General features: G+C 35.1%; 21 protein-coding genes. All 21 read left to right on the top strand.

Annotated features, from left to right (window positions below; genetic code table 11):
- Positions 1-2: 2 nt before the first annotated feature.
- The 21 genes from ftsY to fliF all read left to right on the top strand — a co-directional run bounded on the left by ftsY (position 3) and on the right by fliF (position 18,379).
- Positions 3-1,268 carry a signal recognition particle-docking protein FtsY gene (gene ftsY, locus CACET_RS10055; RefSeq protein ID WP_048407536.1) on the top strand — a complete coding sequence of 422 codons (1,266 nt, stop codon included), beginning with the start codon at positions 3-5 and terminating at the stop codon, positions 1,266-1,268.
- Positions 1,269-1,369: 101 nt separating this feature from the next.
- The gene (gene ylxM, locus CACET_RS10050) at positions 1,370-1,738 is read left to right on the top strand and encodes a YlxM family DNA-binding protein (RefSeq protein ID WP_044825968.1); all 369 of its coding nucleotides are present in this window, start codon (positions 1,370-1,372) and stop codon (positions 1,736-1,738) included.
- Between the two features lie 22 nt (positions 1,739-1,760).
- On the top strand, positions 1,761-3,107 hold the full coding sequence (gene ffh / locus CACET_RS10045) for a signal recognition particle protein (RefSeq protein ID WP_044825967.1): 1,347 nt from the start codon (positions 1,761-1,763) through the stop codon (positions 3,105-3,107).
- 29 nt (positions 3,108-3,136) lie between these two features.
- Positions 3,137-3,382 (top strand): 30S ribosomal protein S16, encoded by a 246-nt coding sequence (rpsP, locus tag CACET_RS10040; RefSeq protein WP_044825966.1) that lies wholly within the window; start codon positions 3,137-3,139, stop codon positions 3,380-3,382.
- Between the two features lie 26 nt (positions 3,383-3,408).
- Positions 3,409-3,636 carry a KH domain-containing protein gene (locus CACET_RS10035; protein ID WP_044825965.1) on the top strand — a complete coding sequence of 76 codons (228 nt, stop codon included), beginning with the start codon at positions 3,409-3,411 and terminating at the stop codon, positions 3,634-3,636.
- Between the two features lie 113 nt (positions 3,637-3,749).
- On the top strand, positions 3,750-4,250 hold the full coding sequence (gene rimM / locus CACET_RS10030; RefSeq protein ID WP_044825964.1) for a ribosome maturation factor RimM: 501 nt from the start codon (positions 3,750-3,752) through the stop codon (positions 4,248-4,250).
- Complete coding sequence (trmD, locus tag CACET_RS10025) at positions 4,247-4,987, top strand: tRNA (guanosine(37)-N1)-methyltransferase TrmD (protein WP_044825963.1); 741 nt, start codon at positions 4,247-4,249, stop codon at positions 4,985-4,987. Before rimM ends, trmD begins: the two co-directional genes overlap by 4 nt.
- Before the next feature lie 104 nt (positions 4,988-5,091).
- Positions 5,092-5,442, top strand: a complete 351-nt coding sequence (gene rplS / locus CACET_RS10020) for a 50S ribosomal protein L19 (RefSeq protein ID WP_044825962.1) — start codon at positions 5,092-5,094, stop codon at positions 5,440-5,442.
- A 128-nt stretch (positions 5,443-5,570) separates the two neighbouring features.
- Positions 5,571-6,416, top strand: coding sequence for a ribosome biogenesis GTPase YlqF (gene ylqF, locus CACET_RS10015; protein WP_044825961.1), 846 nt, complete (start codon positions 5,571-5,573; stop codon positions 6,414-6,416).
- 32 nt (positions 6,417-6,448) lie between these two features.
- The gene (locus CACET_RS10010; RefSeq protein ID WP_044825960.1) at positions 6,449-7,060 is read left to right on the top strand and encodes a ribonuclease HII; all 612 of its coding nucleotides are present in this window, start codon (positions 6,449-6,451) and stop codon (positions 7,058-7,060) included.
- 17 nt (positions 7,061-7,077) lie between these two features.
- Positions 7,078-7,431 carry a YraN family protein gene (locus CACET_RS10005; protein WP_044825959.1) on the top strand — a complete coding sequence of 118 codons (354 nt, stop codon included), beginning with the start codon at positions 7,078-7,080 and terminating at the stop codon, positions 7,429-7,431.
- Between the two features lie 101 nt (positions 7,432-7,532).
- On the top strand, positions 7,533-9,068 hold the full coding sequence (locus CACET_RS10000; RefSeq protein WP_044825958.1) for a YifB family Mg chelatase-like AAA ATPase: 1,536 nt from the start codon (positions 7,533-7,535) through the stop codon (positions 9,066-9,068).
- A 3-nt stretch (positions 9,069-9,071) separates the two neighbouring features.
- Positions 9,072-10,163: a DNA-processing protein DprA gene (dprA, locus tag CACET_RS09995; RefSeq protein ID WP_044825957.1), complete on the top strand. Its 1,092-nt coding sequence runs from the start codon at positions 9,072-9,074 to the stop codon at positions 10,161-10,163.
- A gap of 70 nt (positions 10,164-10,233) precedes the next feature.
- Complete coding sequence (topA, locus tag CACET_RS09990; RefSeq protein WP_044825956.1) at positions 10,234-12,306, top strand: type I DNA topoisomerase; 2,073 nt, start codon at positions 10,234-10,236, stop codon at positions 12,304-12,306.
- A gap of 57 nt (positions 12,307-12,363) precedes the next feature.
- The gene (gene hslV, locus CACET_RS09985; RefSeq protein WP_044825955.1) at positions 12,364-12,897 is read left to right on the top strand and encodes an ATP-dependent protease subunit HslV; all 534 of its coding nucleotides are present in this window, start codon (positions 12,364-12,366) and stop codon (positions 12,895-12,897) included.
- A gap of 24 nt (positions 12,898-12,921) precedes the next feature.
- Positions 12,922-14,313: an ATP-dependent protease ATPase subunit HslU gene (hslU, locus tag CACET_RS09980; RefSeq protein ID WP_044826007.1), complete on the top strand. Its 1,392-nt coding sequence runs from the start codon at positions 12,922-12,924 to the stop codon at positions 14,311-14,313.
- A 19-nt stretch (positions 14,314-14,332) separates the two neighbouring features.
- Positions 14,333-15,112 (top strand): GTP-sensing pleiotropic transcriptional regulator CodY, encoded by a 780-nt coding sequence (codY, locus tag CACET_RS09975; protein ID WP_044825954.1) that lies wholly within the window; start codon positions 14,333-14,335, stop codon positions 15,110-15,112.
- Between the two features lie 509 nt (positions 15,113-15,621).
- A complete protein-coding gene (gene flgB, locus CACET_RS09970; RefSeq protein ID WP_044825953.1) occupies positions 15,622-16,029 on the top strand; it encodes a flagellar basal body rod protein FlgB in 408 nt (135 codons plus the stop codon).
- A 3-nt stretch (positions 16,030-16,032) separates the two neighbouring features.
- Positions 16,033-16,476: a flagellar basal body rod protein FlgC gene (gene flgC / locus CACET_RS09965; RefSeq protein WP_044825952.1), complete on the top strand. Its 444-nt coding sequence runs from the start codon at positions 16,033-16,035 to the stop codon at positions 16,474-16,476.
- A gap of 16 nt (positions 16,477-16,492) precedes the next feature.
- On the top strand, positions 16,493-16,798 hold the full coding sequence (gene fliE, locus CACET_RS09960; RefSeq protein ID WP_044825951.1) for a flagellar hook-basal body complex protein FliE: 306 nt from the start codon (positions 16,493-16,495) through the stop codon (positions 16,796-16,798).
- Positions 16,799-16,822: 24 nt separating this feature from the next.
- Complete coding sequence (gene fliF, locus CACET_RS09955) at positions 16,823-18,379, top strand: flagellar basal-body MS-ring/collar protein FliF (RefSeq protein ID WP_044825950.1); 1,557 nt, start codon at positions 16,823-16,825, stop codon at positions 18,377-18,379.
- Positions 18,380-18,386: the final 7 nt, after the last annotated feature.

The raw sequence follows: 18,386 nt of genomic DNA, 5'->3' as shown, positions 1-18,386 counted from the left end.
TTATGTTTAAAAAACTATGGAATAAGCTACTCAACAAGACCGATGAAGTGGAAGAAATAAAAGAAGAAATAGAAGAAGAAATAGAAGAAGAAATAGAAGAAGAAATAGAAGAAATAGAAGAAGAAATAGAAGAAGAAATAGAAGAAGAAATAGAAGAAGAAATAGAAGAAGAAATAGAAGAAGAAATAGAAGAAGAAATAGAAGAAGAAATAGAAGAAGAAATAGAAGAAGAAATAGAAGAGGAAATAGAAGAAGAAATAGAAGAGGAAATAGAAGAAGAAATAGAAGAAGAAATAGAAGAAGAAATAGAAGGAGAAATAGAAGAAGAAATAGAAGAGGTAGTAGAGAAGGTTAGTCTATTTGCAAGGCTTAAAGAGGGGCTATCAAAAACGAAAAAAGGCATTACTGATAAGATTGATGTATTGATTAAATCTTATCAAAAAATAGATGAAGAACTCTTTGAAGAGCTAGAAGAGATACTTATTACAGCAGATCTTGGTGTAAATACAACAATGGAAGTAATTGATGAGTTAAGAGATACTGTTAAAGAACGAAAAATTACTGATCCTCAGGATATTAAAAAGCTATTACAAGAAAAGCTGGGGGAGATTTTAGATCGATTGGCTTCAAGTGATTTGAATATTGAGCCTACCCCTTCGATTATCCTAGTGGTAGGGGTAAATGGTGTTGGAAAAACCACATCTATTGGTAAGATTGCTCATAAGCTAAAAGGTGAGGGAAAAAAGGTGCTATTGGCAGCGGGGGACACTTTTAGGGCTGCTGCCATTGATCAGTTGAAAATATGGGGGGATAGAGTAGGTGTAGATGTAATTAAACATCAAGAGGGTTCAGATCCTGCTGCTGTTATCTACGACGCCATCCAAGCTGCTAGGGCTAGAAATGTAGATGTATTAATATGTGATACTGCTGGACGCCTTCATAATAAAAAGAATCTTATGAATGAGTTAGGTAAAGTATTTAAAGTAGTAGAAAGAGAATTTCCGCAAGCAACGAAGGAAGTGCTATTGGTGCTGGATGCTACTACAGGACAAAATGCTATACAGCAAGCTAAAACCTTCAAGGAAGTAGCAAATATTTCTGGCTTGGTTTTAACAAAGCTGGATGGTACTGCAAAGGGAGGCATTGTTATTGCTATTAGTAAGGAACTAGACATTCCTGTAAAGCTAATAGGTGTAGGAGAAAAAATGGAGGATCTACAGGAGTTTTCTTCTGAAACCTTTGTGAAGGCATTGTTTGGAGAAGAGTAAAAAAAATGTCAATAAAAAATACTTGACAGCTGGCGTAATTTAGTATAAAATCCTAATGTAAAGCAAATATACTTTACATTAAAGGTATGAGGTGAGCTGTGATGATAGAAAAAAAACTAGAAATATCTATGCTTTATGATTTTTACAGTCAACTTCTTACAGAAAAACAAAGAGATATGATCGACCTGTACTATAATCAGGATCTATCCTTGGGAGAAATAGCTGAGGATCTCCATGTATCAAGGCAGGCAGTTTATGATACGATTAAAAGAACAGAAAAAATCCTTTATGATTATGAGGAAAAATTAAAACTCCTTCATTTATTTCATTCTAAAATGATCAATATAGAAAAAATTCAAGAAAAAGTATTTGCCTTAGAAAAGAAAATTGATGCCAGTGCATCGACAGAAGAGTTAAAAGAAGAAGTGAGTGCTATAAAATTGTTATTTGGTGAATTGTTAAATAACTGAGTCCCCAAGGTAGGTGAAAAAAATGGTTTTTGAAGGATTAGCAGAGAAGCTTCAGAATACCTTTAAAAAGTTAAAGAGTAAAGGGAAGCTTACAGAAAAAGATGTATCGGATGCTATGAGAGAAGTGAAATTAGCTCTTTTAGAGGCAGATGTAAACTTTAAAGTTGTGAAGGATTTCGTGCAAAAAGTAAAGGAAAGAGCTATAGGCGCAGAAGTTTTAGAAAGTCTTACACCGGGACAACAGATTATAAAGATTGTTAACGAAGAGTTAACGGAACTGATGGGACAAACTCAAAGTAAACTCACCTTTGCTTCTAAACCGCCAACAGTAATTATGTTGGTAGGATTGCAGGGTGCGGGTAAAACAACCACTTGTGGTAAATTAGCAGGATTGCTAAAAAAACAAGGAAAAAGACCATTGTTGATAGCGGGAGATATCTATAGACCAGCGGCTATTAAACAGTTACAGGTAGTTGGAGGTCAAGTAGAAGTTCCTGTATTTACGATGGGAGACAAGGTGAGTCCTGTAGATATTGCAAAGGCAGGTTTAGAGCATGGTGTGAACCATGGCAATGATGTTATCATCATCGATACCGCTGGTAGACTCCATATTAATGAAGAACTAATGGAAGAATTACAAAATGTAAAATCAACTATCAAACCTCATGAGATTTTACTGGTAGTAGACTCTATGACTGGCCAAGATGCTGTAAATGTTGCTGAAGAATTTAATGGCAAGTTAGGAATAGATGGTGTAATTTTGACAAAGCTGGATGGCGATACCCGAGGTGGTGCTGCTTTATCTGTTAGGTCTGTTACCCACAAACCTATAAAATTTGTTGGACTAGGAGAAAAACTTGAGGATTTAGAACCCTTTTATCCTGATAGAATGGCCTCTAGGATCTTGGGCATGGGGGATGTTTTGAGTCTTATAGAAAAAGCTCAAGCTTCCTTTGATGCAGAAAAGGCAAGGGACTTACACAATAAAATTAAGACCCAACAATTTACCTTTGAAGATTTTCTAGAACAGTTACAACAGATGAAAAACATGGGTCCCTTGAGTCAGATTTTAGAGATGATTCCAGGCGTTGGCGGTAAGCAATTGAAAAATCTTGAAGTAGATGAAAAAGAATTGTTGCATATACAAGCCATTATCCAATCTATGACAAAGGAAGAAAGAATTAACCCATCTATGATTAATGGTAGTAGAAGAAAAAGAATTGCTCTTGGTAGTGGCACCACAGTACAGCAGGTAAATCGCTTAATGAAGCAGTTTGAGCAAACTAGAAAAATGATGAAGCAGTTTACTGATATGGAAAAGTCCGCAAAAAAAGGAGGGAAATTCAAATTTCCTTTCTTTGGAAAATAAGTAGTTGAATATTTAAAGGAGGTGAAAAAATGGCAGTAAAAATCAGACTTAAAAGAATGGGTTCTAAGAAAAAGCCTTTTTACAGAATCGTAGTTGCTGATGCTAGAGCTCCTAGGGATGGTAGATTTATTGAAGAAATAGGATTCTATAATCCAGTTTCTCAACCAAAGGAATTTAGAATAGATAATGATAAAGCAACAAAGTGGTTAAATGATGGTGCACAACCAACTGACACTGTGAAGGACTTATTCAAAAAGAATGGGATTATTGAATAATAACCTTTAAACTAGGGGGTATACACATGGGTCAATTAGTGGAGATAATTGCTAAGGCACTAGTAGATCATCCAGAAGAAGTTACTGTTACAGAGGTAGAAGGTAACCAATCAATTATTGTAGAACTTAAAGTAGCCCCAGAAGATATGGGAAAAGTCATTGGTAAGCAGGGAAGAATTGCAAAGGCCATTAGAACAGTGGTTAAAGCTGCTGCTACTAAAGACAACAAAAGAGTTATCGTAGAAATTATTTAACCCACAAGGATTAGGTAGACCTAATCCTTGTTCAAATTTACTCTTTACACTAGTTTTAAGAAATGTTTTTTAAGTCAATACTAATGTTATATTAACTTAAAGGGTGTAAGCTTATGAAATATTTAAAAGTTGGTAAAATATTAAATACCCATGGACTAAAGGGTGAAATGAAAATATTTTCTTTGACAGATTATGATGAACGATTTGAGGAGCTAAAATGGGTCTACATAGAAGGCTATGAAGAAAAGTTTTATATTGACAAAGTAAAATACCGGCCAAAAGATATCCTATTATCCTTTAAGAACTATGAAGATATTAATCAAGTAGAAAAGTTTAAAGGAAAGTATCTGCTTATCAATGAAAGTCAAAAGAGAGATTTACCAGAGGATACTTATTATATCGCAGATATTGTTGGATTAGAGGTATACACCCTAAGTGGTGATTACTTAGGAAAAGTGGTTCAGGTATTGCAAGCAGGCTCTAATGAGGTGTATATCATCAAGGATGAAAATGGTAAAGAAGTAATGATTCCTGCTGTGAAGGAATTTATGCCGGAAATTTCTTTAGAGAAGGGTAAAATCATCGTTACTCCAATTGAGGGAATGATAGAATGATTATAAAAGTATTAACGTTATTTCCTGAAATGTTTCAAGGTCCTTTGAATGTAAGTATTATAAAAAATGCACAGGAAAAAGGCTTGCTAGACATAGAGTATATTAATATAAGAGACTTTACCGATAGCAAACATAAAAAGGTAGATGATTACCCTTACGGTGGGGGTGCTGGCATGGTGATGACACCCCAACCTATATTTGATTGTTACGAGAGTACCATAAAAACCCTACATAGTTCTTCAAAACCTAGAACAATTTACTGTTCTCCAAAGGGAAAAACCTTTCATCAGGAAATGGCCATAGAAATGGCAAAGGAAAAAGAATTGGTTTTCATTTGTGGTCACTATGAAGGCGTTGATCAGAGAGTGATTGATGAACTGATAACGGATGAAATTTCTATTGGGGATTTTGTGTTAACCGGCGGAGAACTACCAGTGGCTGTTATAATCGACACCATTGCTAGGTTGATCCCGGGGGTTTTAGGACAGCAGGAAAGTTTTCAAGAAGAGTCATTTTATTCAGGACTGTTGGAGTATCCTCATTATACTCGGCCTCAAAATTTTAGGGGTTTAACAGTACCTTCAGTGCTATTTTCGGGAAATCATAAGGAAATTGAAAAATGGAGAAGAAAAAAATCTCTAGAAATCACCCTTCATAGAAGACCTGATTTAATAGAAAAAGCTGAACTTACTGAAGAAGATAAAAAAAATATAAATGCTTTTAAAAATCATTGTTAGTAACTATTGAACTATTATATTAGTTATGATATAATTGTCAAGGTTAGTACGGACGGTCCTCTATGCAAATCATATGAACGTCTAGGAAGGAAGGAGGTACAACTATGGATTTAATCAGAGCAATAGAAAAAGAGCAATTAAAAAGCGAAGTAGTAGATTTTAATACTGGTGATACAGTAAAAGTGCATGTAAGAATCAAAGAGGGTAACAGAGAAAGAGTCCAGGTTTTTGAAGGAATTGTTATCAAAAAGCAAGGTGGAAGCGTTGCAGAAACCTTTACTGTGAGAAGAATTTCTTACGGTGTTGGTGTAGAAAGAACTTTCCCAGTACACTCTCCTAAGATTGAAAAGATTGAAGTAATCAAGCATGGTAAAGTAAGAAGAGCTAAGCTGTTCTACTTAAGAGACAGAATTGGTAAAGCTGCCTTTAAGATTAAAGAAAAGAAAAAGTACTAGAAAAAAAGGGACTGTTTACAGTCCCTTTATTTTACATAATAATAAATGAGAAATAATATAACATAAGAAAAATACATACACTAACTCAAAACCGCTAATTCTTCACTGATTTTAAAAGGAGAGATAAAATGAATATCAATTGGTATCCTGGTCATATGAAGAAGACTAGGGAGCTGCTAAAGGAACAGTTAAAACTAGTAGATGTGGTATTTGAACTATTAGATGCAAGAATTCCTTTAAGTAGTAAAAATCCTATTATAGACGAAATCATTGGCAATAAACCTAAAGTAGTTGTTTTAAACAAGTCTGACCTTTCAAATGATGCTGTTACTAAAAGATGGATAGATGCTTATAAATCTAAAGGTTTAAAAGCAATTCCTATGAATGTCATCGAAGGAAAAGGAATAAGAGAAGTTACTATAGAAGCTGAAAATGTTGTGAAGGAAAAAATGGAGGCTTTAAAGCTGAAGGGACGTAAAAGTAGAGCTATACGAATTATGATCGTAGGGATTCCTAACGTAGGAAAATCCTCTATTATCAATAGATTAGCAGGAAAGAAGAGTGCTAAAACAGGAGATCGACCAGGGGTTACAAAAGGGAAGCAATGGATTAGACTAAGGGGTAACATGGAACTTCTAGATACTCCTGGAATACTATGGCCTAAATTTGAAGATGAGGAAGTTGCTCTTAATTTGGCTTTTACTGGAGCAATTAAAGATGAAATTATGGATACGGAAACCTTAGCCTTAAAACTAATAGAAAGACTATGGGTCAAAGAAAAAGAAAAGTTAATAGAAAGATATAAATTGGAAGAAACATTAGCCTTACCGATAGAGGTAATGGACAGGATCGCTAAAAACCGCGGCTGTATTATCAGTGGCGGAGAAATAGATTATTCTAGAACTGCGAATATGGTGTTGGATGAATTTCGTGCAGGAAGAATTGGTAAAATTTCTTTAGAAGAACCAATATAGCCATAAAGCAAGTAAGGGGGATAGATAGTAAAATGGAATTAGAAATTGAGAATAGTATATGGAATGAAGGTTATGAGAAAATAGCCTGCTGCGATGAAGTTGGAAGAGGATGTTTATTTGGCTCGGTATTAGCAGCAGCAGTTATTTTTCCAAAGGGTCTTAGGTTAGAGGGTGTAAAAGATTCTAAAAAACTATCTCCTAAAAAGCGAGAGGCGATGTATATTATTATTTCAGAAAATGCTTTAGCGATAGGCATAGGCATTGTTCCACCAGAGATAATAGATAAAATTAACATAAAAAATGCCACTAGACTAGCTATGAAGGAGGCTATGCTAAACTTAAAGGATAAGAAGGGCAATGTAGTAACTCCTGATTACATGCTTATTGATGCTGAAGAAATCGACATCAATATTCCTCAGAAGCCTATTATCAAAGGCGATGATTTAGTTCACGGAATTGCTGCAGCTTCCATCGTGGCTAAAGTCACAAGAGATCAGCTATGTATGGATTGGCATAAGAAATATCCTGCCTATGGCATTGACCAGCATAAGGGTTATGGAACGAAAGTTCATAGGGAAGCTCTTATGAAATACGGAGCTACAGATATGCATAGAAGGAGTTTTTTAAAAAAAATATTGCTTTAAATTGGGGAGAGGCTGCTATGAGGAAAAAAACAGGCCGCTACGGGGAACAATTAAGCAAAAAATATTTAATAGACCAAGGATATTTTATATTGGATAGTAATTATAGAACAAAGTTAGGTGAAGTAGATCTTATTGTACAGCGTAATGATATTGTTGTATTTGTAGAGGTGAAAACTAGGAATACGATGACATTTGGTCTGCCTAGAGAGGCTGTTCATTATAAAAAACAAACTACATTAATAAGATTAGCGGAACAATATATACAGTATAAAAAAATTAAAAATATGGGGTTTCGTTTTGATGTGATAGAGGTTCAATGGAATAATAATAAAGGTCAATACGAAGTAAATCACATTGAAAATGCTTTTTAAAAAACTAATTTTAGAATAATGCAAAATATATAAAGGAAAAAATTTCTATATATAGAATATCTTACTAATACCAATTTGTTTTGATGGGAAGTGTTAGTAAGATGCTTGCAAAAGTTAAAACCTGTTGTATTTATGGCCTTTTAGTTGCGGATATTGAGGTGCAGGTAGATTTAGCCAATGGGTTACCAGTGATGAATATCGTGGGGCTTCCGGATCTTGCCCTGAGGGAATCAAAGGAAAGGGTTAGAGCAGCTATAAATAATAGCCAGCTGGATTTTCCTTTAAAAAGAATCACTGTAAATCTGTCTCCAGCAGATACAAAAAAAGAAGGAACACATTTTGATCTACCTATTGCTCTAGGCATATTAGCGGCTTCAGGGCAAATAGATTTGAAGGACTTTTCAGAGGCTGTAGTATTAGGCGAGTTGTCTTTAGATGGACAGGTTAATCCTGTAAATGGTGTTTTGCCGATGCTGTTGGAAATGTATAAAAAGGGTTTTACTAGGGTAATATTACCATCTGGAAATATTGAAGAGGCTAAACTCGTAGAAGGTATAAAATGTATTGCAGTAGATTCATTAAAACAACTAGTAGATTTCATTAATCATGAGATTCAGCTGGAAGCTTTTATGGGGACGATTTTGCATGACTGGCAGCAGCAGGATTTTTATCAAGATTTTAAAGATTTAAAAGGACAGGAAAGCTTGAAACGTGGTTTGGAGATCGTATCAGCTGGAGGACATAATCTTTTAATGATTGGCCCTCCAGGTTCTGGGAAAACTATGGCGGCAGCAGCGTTGCCTTCTATACTACCGAAGCTTACTTTTGAAGAGGCGATGGAAATAACAAAAATCTATAGTGTTGCTGGGCTGCTAGTATCAAAACAGGGGCTAGTAACACAGAGACCCTTTAGAGGGCCTCATCATACTGCTTCAATGGTTGCACTCACAGGGGGTGGACGAATCCCCAAGCCAGGAGAGGTATCATTGAGTCATTATGGTGTGCTTTTTTTAGATGAATTGCCTGAGTTTAATAAAAATGTGCTAGAGGTTCTAAGGCAGCCATTGGAGGAGGGATGTATTACTATATCTAGAGCCAGTGGTACCTTCACTTATCCAGCGAAATTTATGTTAGTCTGTGCTATGAACCCTTGTCCTTGTGGATACTATGGAACAGATACTCCACAACATCAGTGCACCTGTAGTCCGCAGCAAATACGCAGATATGTTGCAAAAGTATCAGGTCCTCTACTTGATAGACTAGATATTATTGTAGAAACCAATAGGGTTTCCTATAAGGATTTAACCAGCAGTAAAAAAACGGAAACTTCTAAAGAGATTAGAGAAAGAGTAGAAAAGGCTCGTCAAAGACAACTAGAAAGATATAAAAATGCAAAGTTTAACTTCAATAGTGAGTTAACAGCCTCAGCCATCAGAAAGTACTGTCAGTTAGATGATTCATCACAAAGTTTGCTTAATTATGCTTTTGATAAAATGGGTTTAAGCGCTAGAGCCTATACTAGAATGATAAAAATTACTAGAACGATTGCAGATTTAGAAGAAAGCGATGAAATAAAAGAACATCATCTGGCAGAGGCTCTTCAATATAGAAAAATTACCAATATGGCGTGGAGGTAAAGTATGATCAATGAGAGAAATCTACTGATATGGCTTAACTTCTTGGGCAGCATTACTTATGAAATGGTATCAACCCTAATCAACTATTTTGGCAGTCTTGAAGAACTTTGGTATGCAAAGGAAGAAAATTTATATCAAGCGATGAACAATCACCGTATAATAGCAAAAAAAATGTTGAAAACTAGAAATGAGCAGTTTTTACAAAAGTTGATAGAGGGAGTAGAGCACAGTGATTTTGAGGTGATAACTATTTTAGATAAGGATTATCCTAAAAAATTAAAATGTATATATAATCTCCCTTATGTAATATATATGAAAGGAAAGAAAAACTTTGATAAACCACTTATTGCAATTGTAGGGGCTAGAAAGTCAACTGCTTATGGCAGATGGGCTGCTAAGAAGTTTGCTGTGGAGTTGGCAGAGTGGGGTGTAGGTACCGTTAGTGGGTTAGCTTTAGGAATCGATGCAGAAGGACACAAAGGAACACTACAAGAAAAAGGCTATACTGTTGGCGTGTTAGGGTGTGGAATCGATCAATGTTACCCCCAATCCAATTATCACTTATACAAAAAAATGGAGGAGGAGGGTTGCATCTTATCGGAGTATGGTCCTAAAGTACAACCACTAAAACATCATTTTCCTGCAAGAAATCGAATCATCAGCGGGCTTTCCGATGGGGTAGTTGTGATTGAAGCGGGGGAAAAAAGTGGCACCCTAATCACAGTAGATCATGCTCTTCAGCAAGGAAAGGATGTATATGCCTTACCAGGCAATATTAACAATAATCAGAGTAAAGGAACAAACAAGCTAATAAAAGAAGGAGCTAAGATTTTATTAGGGATAGAGGATATTATAGAAGAAATTAAATGTAACTATACTTTAACAAACCTTAGGAAAAAACAGGAGTTACAGGAAGTGTTGAGTAACGAAGAAATGAACATATTTCAGATGATCAAAGAAGAACCCCTTCATATAGATAGGATAGCTTATAAGAGTGGTATAAGTATTTCACAGCTTAATACTATATTAACAATCTTAGAATTAAAGGGTTTTATATGTCAGTTGCCGGGAAAAACATTTACAGCTAATAAATAAATTGATATAATGGATTGAATTAATTTTGTCGAATTATTCCAAAAACAAAGATGCACTGGAGGTGAGGTGATTGACAAAGTCATTGGTAATTGTAGAGTCACCTGCAAAAGCAAAAACAATTAAAAAGTTTCTAGGGAACAATTATGTGGTTAAGGCTTCTGTTGGCCATATTATAGATTTACCGAAAAGTAAGCTAGGTATCGATATAGAGAATAACTTTAATCCTCAATACATCACGATAAGAGGTAAAGGTCCAGTTTTAAAAGAAATCAAGGCAGAGGCAAAAAAAGCTAAAAAAATATATTTAGCAACAGACCCTGACCGAGAAGGAGAAGCAATTTCTTGGCATTTGTCCAATGCACTAAATATTCAAGAAGACATTCCTTGTAGAATTGAGTTTAATGAAATTACTAAAAATGCTGTAAAAAATGCTATAAAAAAACCTAGAGTGATTGATAAGAGTCTAGTGGATGCACAGCAGGCTAGGAGAGTTTTGGACCGTTTAGTAGGTTATAAGATTAGTCCTCTTCTCTGGAGGAAAATGCGTAAAGGTCTAAGTGCTGGTAGAGTTCAATCGGTGGCGACAAAAATCATCAAAGACAGAGAAGAAGAAATTAAGAGCTTTATTCCAGAAGAATATTGGAGCTTAGTTCTTAAAGTACAAACAAGTCAAAAAGAAAAGTTTGAAGTAAAGTTTGCCAGCGATGATTTAGGGAATAAAGATATTAAGTCTCAAGATGAAGTAAATAGAATTATTACTTTAATAGAAAATAAAGACTTGACAGTAACGGTAGTAAAGGAAAGTACTAAAAAAAGGAACCCAAATCTCCCCTTTACCACCAGTACTTTACAGCAGGAAGCCTCTAATAAGATGGGATTTTCTACAAAGAAGACCATGTCTATTGCACAGCAGTTGTATGAAGGGATCGACCTTGAAAAGGAAGGTACTGTTGGATTAATTACCTACATTCGTACCGATTCTACTAGATTATCGGAAGAGGCTACAAAAGGTGCACAGCAATATATATTAGATGATTTAGGTGAAAAGTACTTAAATCAAGCTCCTAAAACAGCTGGGAAAAAAAATCAAGAGATACAGGATGCCCACGAGGCTATCCGTCCTACAGATGTCAATAGACATCCAGATAGCATCAGGGCTTCTTTGTCTAAGGATCAGTATAAACTATACAAGTTGATTTGGGAGAGATTTTTATCCAGCCAGATGACAGCAGCAGTTTACGATACTTTAAGTATTGAATTAAAGGTGGAGAATGTGACCTTTAAAGTTACTGGTTCTAGATTAAACTTTGATGGATTTTTAAGGGTATATTCCTTTGCCTCAGTTTCAGAAGAATTGAACTTACCCCTATTAAAAGTAGGGGATGTAATAAATATCCTTAATATTATTCCTAACCAACACTTTACGCAGCCTCCGCCAAGATATACAGAAGCTTCTTTAGTAAAAACGATGGAGGAATTAGGGATTGGACGTCCTAGCACCTACTCCCCTACTATAAGTACGATTCTTTCTAGGGGTTATGTAGAAAAGGAAGGAAAACATCTGGTACTAACAGAATTAGGTGCACTGGTTACTGAGATTCTTGAAGAATACTTTACAGATATTATTGATATTAACTTTACGGCAGATTTTGAAAAAAGTCTCGATAATATTGAAGAAGGAAAAGAAGATTGGCGTCAGTTGATCAAGAACTTTTATGTTTTCTTTGAAAAAATGTTGATTAAGGCAGACGAAGGTATTGAAGAAATTGATTTGGTAGAAGAAAGTGATGAAGATTGTGATGCTTGTAATGCTAAAATGCTGATAAAGTATGGCCGCTATGGGAAGTTTTTAGCTTGTTCTAACTATCCAGACTGTACATTTACTAAACCTATTGTTCATAAGATAGGGGTTAAATGTCCAAAATGTGAAGATGGGGAAATCATAGAACGAAAATCAAAAAAAGGAAGAACTTTTTATGGTTGTAGCGAGTTCCCTAAATGCAGATTTGTTTCATGGAGTAGGCCTATCAATGAAAAGTGTCCAGATTGTAATAGTCTGCTCACCCATAAGATCAATAAAAAGAGTGAGAAAATTATGTGTACCAATAAGGAATGTAAATATACAAGGGAAGTAAATTCCTAACAAGATTTATATAGTTATTTAAGTACCTATTTTATTGTTTGGTGGTGAAATAAGAAAATGTTAAAGGGTACAACAATTGTAGCAGTAAGAAAAAATGATAAAGACTGTGCCATAGCAGGAGATGGGCAGGTTACATTAGGAGAAAGAACTGTTATTAAGCACCATGCAAAAAAGGTAAGGAGAATTTATAAGGATGAAGTTCTTATAGGTTTTGCCGGGTCTGTAGCAGATGCCTTCACACTAGCAGAAAAATTCGAAAATTTTTTAGAAAAACATGATGGGAATTTAAAAAGAGCAGCGGTTGAATTAGCACAAAGTTGGAGACGTGACAAAATGTTAACAAAATTAGAGGCTATGTTAATCGCATTAAATAAAACCACCATGCTGGTGATCAGTGGTTCGGGAGAAGTGATAGAACCTGATGAGGATGTGATTGCTATAGGCTCAGGAGGTTCCTATGCCTTAGCAGCTGCAATAGCATTGAAAAAAAATACGGATTTATCTAGTGCTGAAATTGTAAAAAAATCATTAGAAATTGCTGCGGATATATGTGTCTTTACAAACAATCAAATTACCGTAGAGACCTTATAAAGGTGGTAGAGCGAGGTGAGAAATATGAAGGAGTTTACACCACGACAAGTTGTAGAGGAATTAGATAAATACATTATAGGACAACAGGAGGCTAAAAAGGCAGTAGCTATTGCCTTGAGAAATAGAATAAGAAGAAGTAAAATTTCTATAGAGTTTCAAGAAGAAATTAAACCTAAAAACATTTTGATGATAGGGCCAACAGGTGTAGGGAAAACAGAAATTGCAAGAAGGTTGGCTAAACTAATAGATGCTCCTTTTATCAAGGTAGAAGCCACCAAGTTTACAGAAGTAGGTTATGTAGGCAGAGATGTGGAATCTATGATTAGGGATCTTGTAGAGGCTTCTATAAGGATTATTAAAGGAAAACATATAGAAAAGAATTATGAGAAGGCTAAAAAGTTGGCAAATCATCGATTGCTGGATTTACTAGACCCTACACCTCGAAAAGAAACTTCCTTTAAAAACCCATTTGACATGTTGTTTAAAACTAGTCATAATGAAGAAGAATCCACCAGTGAAAAAGAACATGAGGTTGATTTAAAACTAAAGAGACAGCAAATTGAAAAGCAACTAACAGAAGGATTGTTGGAGAATGAGTTGGTAGAAGTAGAAATAGAAGATCGTATGCCTAATACATTTGAGATATTTGGTGCTGGTAATGAAGAGATGAATATCAACCTTCAGGATATGCTAGGTGGAATTATTCCTAAAAAAACAAAAAAGAGGAAGGTTACTGTATCTGAAGCTAGAAAAATATTGATAGAAGAAGAAGCACAAAAACTGGTGGATATGGATGAAGTAATAGCAACTGCCATTAATAATGCGGAGCAACAGGGGATTATCTTTATTGATGAAATTGATAAAATTGCTGGTGGACATGGAGGATCTGGTCCAGACGTATCTCGTGAAGGGGTTCAAAGAGATATTTTACCTATTATCGAGGGGTCTACTGTGATGACAAAGTACGGTCCTGTAAAAACTGATCATATTCTTTTCATTGCTGCTGGAGCTTTTCATATAGCTAAAGTTTCAGATTTAATACCAGAATTGCAGGGGAGATTTCCTATAAGAGTAAACTTAAGCAATCTAACCATAGAAGATTTTAAAAAGATACTAACCCAGCCGCAAAATGCTCTGTTGACGCAATATAAGCTGTTATTGGAAACAGAAGGTATAAAAATCCATTTTTTAGAGGAAGCTATAGATGAGATTGCTATGGTTTCTTATATGACAAATGAACAAGGTGACAATATTGGGGCTAGAAGATTACATACAATCACAGAGAAATTGTTAGAAGATATTTCTTTTGAAGCTCCAGAACTATCTGAAAAAGAAATAACAATTGATCAACAGTATGTAAAAAAGAAACTAAATAATACAGTAAAAACCTTTAGTGAAGATAAATATATTATTTAATGAACAAGGAGGAAGTATAATGGCAAGTAACTTACTAGAGAAGACTAGGAGAATTAATAAGATACTACAAAAATCTGGGGAATATGCGGTATCCTTTAATGAACTTTGTAGAATATTGAGTGAAATTTTAGATGCAAACGTATATGTTGCTAGTTCTAAAGGAAAGGTTTTGGGGGTCAGTTTAACAGATGCTTCTGACTGTCCAATTATTGTTGATGAAAAGACGGGAACAAAAAGGTTTCCTGAAGAATATAATGAGCAATTACTGCAAATTACAGAAACGCAGTCTAATATCACACAAGATGAATTACTGAAGGTATTTATATACGATATTGAGAGTTATAATAAGTTAGTAACCATTGTCCCTATTAATGGTAGTGGAAAACGATTAGGCACCATGGTTTTAGCAAGACATGAGGATAAATTTCAAGATGAAGATTTAGTCATGGCAGAATATAGTGCCACCGTAGTAGGATTAGAGATACTAAGAGCTAAAACAGAAGAGATAGAAGAAGAAGCTAGAAAAAAAGCTGTGGTACAGATGGCAATAGATACTTTATCTTACTCTGAATTAGAAGCGGTAGAGCATATATTTAATGAGCTGGATGGCAACGAAGGTCTTTTAGTAGCCAGCAAAATTGCTGATCGTGTAGGTATTACTCGCTCAGTAATTGTTAATGCCTTAAGAAAGTTTGAGAGTGCAGGTGTAATTGAGTCAAGGTCCTTAGGTATGAAGGGAACTCATATAAGAATCTTGAATGATAGGCTGCTAGAAGAATTAAGGAAAATAAAACGATAGTTTAAATAGTAATGTAATATTGTGTAGAAAGAAGCTGTTATAAAAACAAATGGCTTCTTTTTATTTTGCAAAATATGACAGGATTAGGCAGAAAGTCCCAAAAACTATTAACTTTAATTTGCTGCTTGTATATTGGTAGTTCCGCTGTTAAAATAAATAAAGTACATAAATTTTAAAACCTTGAAAATTAGACATTTTTCTACAAAATAGTATTATATAATAGTAGGAAAAACTTATGAATTGGGAGGATTTAGGAAAGTTTCAGTAAAGTTACCAGCACATTTTCAGGAAAAAAACAAAAAAAAGCCATGAAAGTTGGAGGGATTTTGACAAGTATTGTAGAAAGTAGTCATAATAGAGGATATTGTAGAAAAACTACAAGCTAAAAAGCATTACAATTTAAAAAACGTTACAAATTAAGGGAATACATAGAAGTCAGTTCAGTTACCTTATTAAGTAAATTTGAACTACGTCTGAATAATGTGCTAACTTTTAAAGGAGATGTAGATATGAGGGCTTTATTTAAAAATGTAGATATAATGACAAAAACATTAAATGCTTCATGGAAAAGAGATGAGGTTATATCAAATAATATTGCAAATGCAGATACCCCTAACTTTAAGAAGTCTCATGTAGTTTTTGAAGAACTGCTTCAAAATCAATTAAAGGGACGGGGGATTGCAGGGAAAACAACCCATCACAATCATATTGAAATTGGCAGAGGCAATATCAACAATTTGACCCATAAGATTGTTACACCGCAAAACTATCAAACCCGTCGAGATGGTAACAATGTAGATATAGACGTTGAAATGGCGGAGTTAGCTAAAAATACCATTACTTATAACACGGTTTCAACACAACTAAACAATGACATAAAAAGGTTAAAAACAGTGATTAACGAAGGAAGGAGGTAGGGTATGTCGATATTTAATGCGATTAATATAAGTGCATCAGGTTTAACGGCTGAAAGATTAAGAATGGATGTAATATCTAAAAATATTGCCAATGCAACCACGACAAGGACAGTAAATGGAGGACCATATAGAAGACAGGTGGCTGTTTTCAAAGCAAAGGATACTCCTTCTTTTTCACAAGTTTTCAGCCGGACTATGGGAACAAAAAACAGTAATTTAAAAGGAGTAGAAGTTGTAGGGATACGCAATGATCAAACACCCTTTAAAAAAGTTCATGATCCTGGTCATCCAGATGCAGATGAACAAGGTTATGTTTTAATGCCCAATGTAGAAACAGTTACAGAAATGGCAAATATGATTTCTGCTTCACGAGCGTATGAGGCCAATGTTACTGCACTAAATGCAACAAAAAATATGGCGTTAAAAGCTCTGGAATTAGGAAGATAGTGGAGGAGTAGTATAGATGCAGGTAAATCGGTTGAACATAGAAAATAATAAAGTATTAAATAATAATTTAGGTTTATTTAATGATGAGGGCAATACAACGCATACCTCTTTTAAAGAATTTTTAGTCGGTGCAATTGGCGAGGTTAATAAATTAGAGAAAAACTCTCAAGATTATTCAATCAAGCTAGCATCTGGTGATCTAAATAATATTCATGAAGCTATGATTGCAGCACAAAAAGCAGAAGTGTCTCTTCAGTTTATGATGGAGATTAGAAGCAAAGTACTTGATGCTTATAGAGAGATTATGAGAATGCAGATTTAATCATAGCTGAAAAGAGGTGAATATATGGCTGAAGGATTGCAGCAAATAAGAAATCAATTTAACGAGTACTTACAAGGGTTGGAAAAAAAGCAAAAAATTAAAATAGTTGTTTCAGCAGCACTAATTTTACTTACTTTAACGGCAATTATTTACTATTTTACAAGACCACAGTATGTTGTGTTATATAGCAATCTTGATGCTAAACAGGCAGGAGAGATTATGAATACGCTAGAGGGCAGCGGCATAAGAGCAAAGCTTGGGGAAACTAGTAGTACCATACTGGTACAAAAATCAGACTACCAAAGGTCACAGGTAGTGGTTGCTACTGAAGGACTGCCCCAAGCACGTTTTTCTTACGAAGACTTTTTTTCTGGCAATAATTTTATGAAAACCAGTGAAGAAAAGTCAAAAGAGTTTACTGTTGCACTAGGAAATGAACTTAGTAAGATCATTGAGGAAATTCCAGGAATCAACAAATCATATGTGACACTGTCTATACCAGAAAACACAGGATTTATTCGTAATAATCAAGATCAAGGTGCTACTGCATCAGTCTTTTTAAACTTAGATTATAATGCTGCCTTAGATCCAAACAGTGTAACAGGAATTACTCATTTAGTTTCCAATGCTGTACAAGGTTTAAGTCCAGAAAATGTAACGGTGCATGGACCAGATGGACGGGTGCTGAATGCTACATCCTCCAATTCGCCAGAAATCTTTGGGCCAAGTGATCAGTTGTCCTTACAACAGGCAGTAAAGGATGATTTAGAAAAGAGCATTACTGATTTTCTTTCTACAGTCTATGGCTATGGAAATGTAGTAGTGATGACAAATGTGAAGTTGGACTTTAATAGTGAAATTACTGAAATACAAGAATTTTCTCCTCCAATTGATGGGGAAACAGAAGGTATAGTGAGAAGTATGCAGGATTTACAGCAAAGAGTAGTAAATTCAGCAGCGGGAGGAGCTCCAGGAACAGATACAAACACAGAAGATATTCCTCAGTATGTTGTAGAAGACCAAGAAAATTCTTTATATTATGAAGCAAACAGAACGATTAATTATGAAATTAATGAGTTGCGGAAAAAAATTGTAAAAGCTCAAGGACAAGTACAGGATATTACTGTGGCAGTGTACCTAAATAGAAATGCTATAAATGGTGGAGAGCTTACTGATGAAGAAAGAAGGGAATTAGAGAACATTATTTCTGCTGCAGCTGGTCTAGATACCAGAGTAGTACGGGTAGCAGTGCAAGAGTTTAACAATGCTTTAGAGGATCAAATACGTCTGGCTATGGAGGGAGCCGCCACTGGGGGTCAAAGGATACCACTTTGGGCACTAGGATTGGCAGCTGCTGCCCTATTAGGTGGAGGACTGTTTTTAATTGTTAGAACAAATAGAAGAAAGAAAAAGGAATTAGAAGAGGTCATAGGAGAAATTCCTAGCGAGCCACAGGAATTAATGCAGGAGATAGATTTAGAGCTATCGGGCTCTCAGGTGAAGCAGCAACTGGAGAGGCTAGTAAACAAAAAACCTGATGCTGTGGCACAACTTCTTAGAAATTGGCTTAGTGAAGAGTAGAGGTGAA

The sequence above is a fragment of the Clostridium aceticum genome, assembly GCF_001042715.1.
Classification (GTDB): domain Bacteria; phylum Bacillota; class Clostridia; order Peptostreptococcales; family Natronincolaceae; genus Andreesenella; species Andreesenella acetica.
This window is presented reverse-complemented; position numbering and strand designations above follow the sequence as displayed.

Bases quoted from the DNA above. Each gene is read 5' to 3' on its own strand.
- ftsY (WP_048407536.1), top strand. From the start codon at position 3: ATGTTTAAAAAACTATGGAATAAGCTACTCAACAAGACCGATGAAGTG.
- ylxM (WP_044825968.1), top strand. From the start codon at position 1,370: ATGATAGAAAAAAAACTAGAAATATCTATGCTTTATGATTTTTACAGT.
- ffh (WP_044825967.1), top strand. From the start codon at position 1,761: ATGGTTTTTGAAGGATTAGCAGAGAAGCTTCAGAATACCTTTAAAAAG.
- rpsP (WP_044825966.1), top strand. From the start codon at position 3,137: ATGGCAGTAAAAATCAGACTTAAAAGAATGGGTTCTAAGAAAAAGCCT.
- CACET_RS10035 (WP_044825965.1), top strand. From the start codon at position 3,409: ATGGGTCAATTAGTGGAGATAATTGCTAAGGCACTAGTAGATCATCCA.
- rimM (WP_044825964.1), top strand. From the start codon at position 3,750: ATGAAATATTTAAAAGTTGGTAAAATATTAAATACCCATGGACTAAAG.
- trmD (WP_044825963.1), top strand. From the start codon at position 4,247: ATGATTATAAAAGTATTAACGTTATTTCCTGAAATGTTTCAAGGTCCT.
- rplS (WP_044825962.1), top strand. From the start codon at position 5,092: ATGGATTTAATCAGAGCAATAGAAAAAGAGCAATTAAAAAGCGAAGTA.
- ylqF (WP_044825961.1), top strand. From the start codon at position 5,571: ATGAATATCAATTGGTATCCTGGTCATATGAAGAAGACTAGGGAGCTG.
- CACET_RS10010 (WP_044825960.1), top strand. From the start codon at position 6,449: ATGGAATTAGAAATTGAGAATAGTATATGGAATGAAGGTTATGAGAAA.
- CACET_RS10005 (WP_044825959.1), top strand. From the start codon at position 7,078: ATGAGGAAAAAAACAGGCCGCTACGGGGAACAATTAAGCAAAAAATAT.
- CACET_RS10000 (WP_044825958.1), top strand. From the start codon at position 7,533: ATGCTTGCAAAAGTTAAAACCTGTTGTATTTATGGCCTTTTAGTTGCG.
- dprA (WP_044825957.1), top strand. From the start codon at position 9,072: ATGATCAATGAGAGAAATCTACTGATATGGCTTAACTTCTTGGGCAGC.
- hslV (WP_044825955.1), top strand. From the start codon at position 12,364: ATGTTAAAGGGTACAACAATTGTAGCAGTAAGAAAAAATGATAAAGAC.
- hslU (WP_044826007.1), top strand. From the start codon at position 12,922: ATGAAGGAGTTTACACCACGACAAGTTGTAGAGGAATTAGATAAATAC.
- codY (WP_044825954.1), top strand. From the start codon at position 14,333: ATGGCAAGTAACTTACTAGAGAAGACTAGGAGAATTAATAAGATACTA.
- flgB (WP_044825953.1), top strand. From the start codon at position 15,622: ATGAGGGCTTTATTTAAAAATGTAGATATAATGACAAAAACATTAAAT.
- flgC (WP_044825952.1), top strand. From the start codon at position 16,033: ATGTCGATATTTAATGCGATTAATATAAGTGCATCAGGTTTAACGGCT.
- fliE (WP_044825951.1), top strand. From the start codon at position 16,493: ATGCAGGTAAATCGGTTGAACATAGAAAATAATAAAGTATTAAATAAT.
- fliF (WP_044825950.1), top strand. From the start codon at position 16,823: ATGGCTGAAGGATTGCAGCAAATAAGAAATCAATTTAACGAGTACTTA.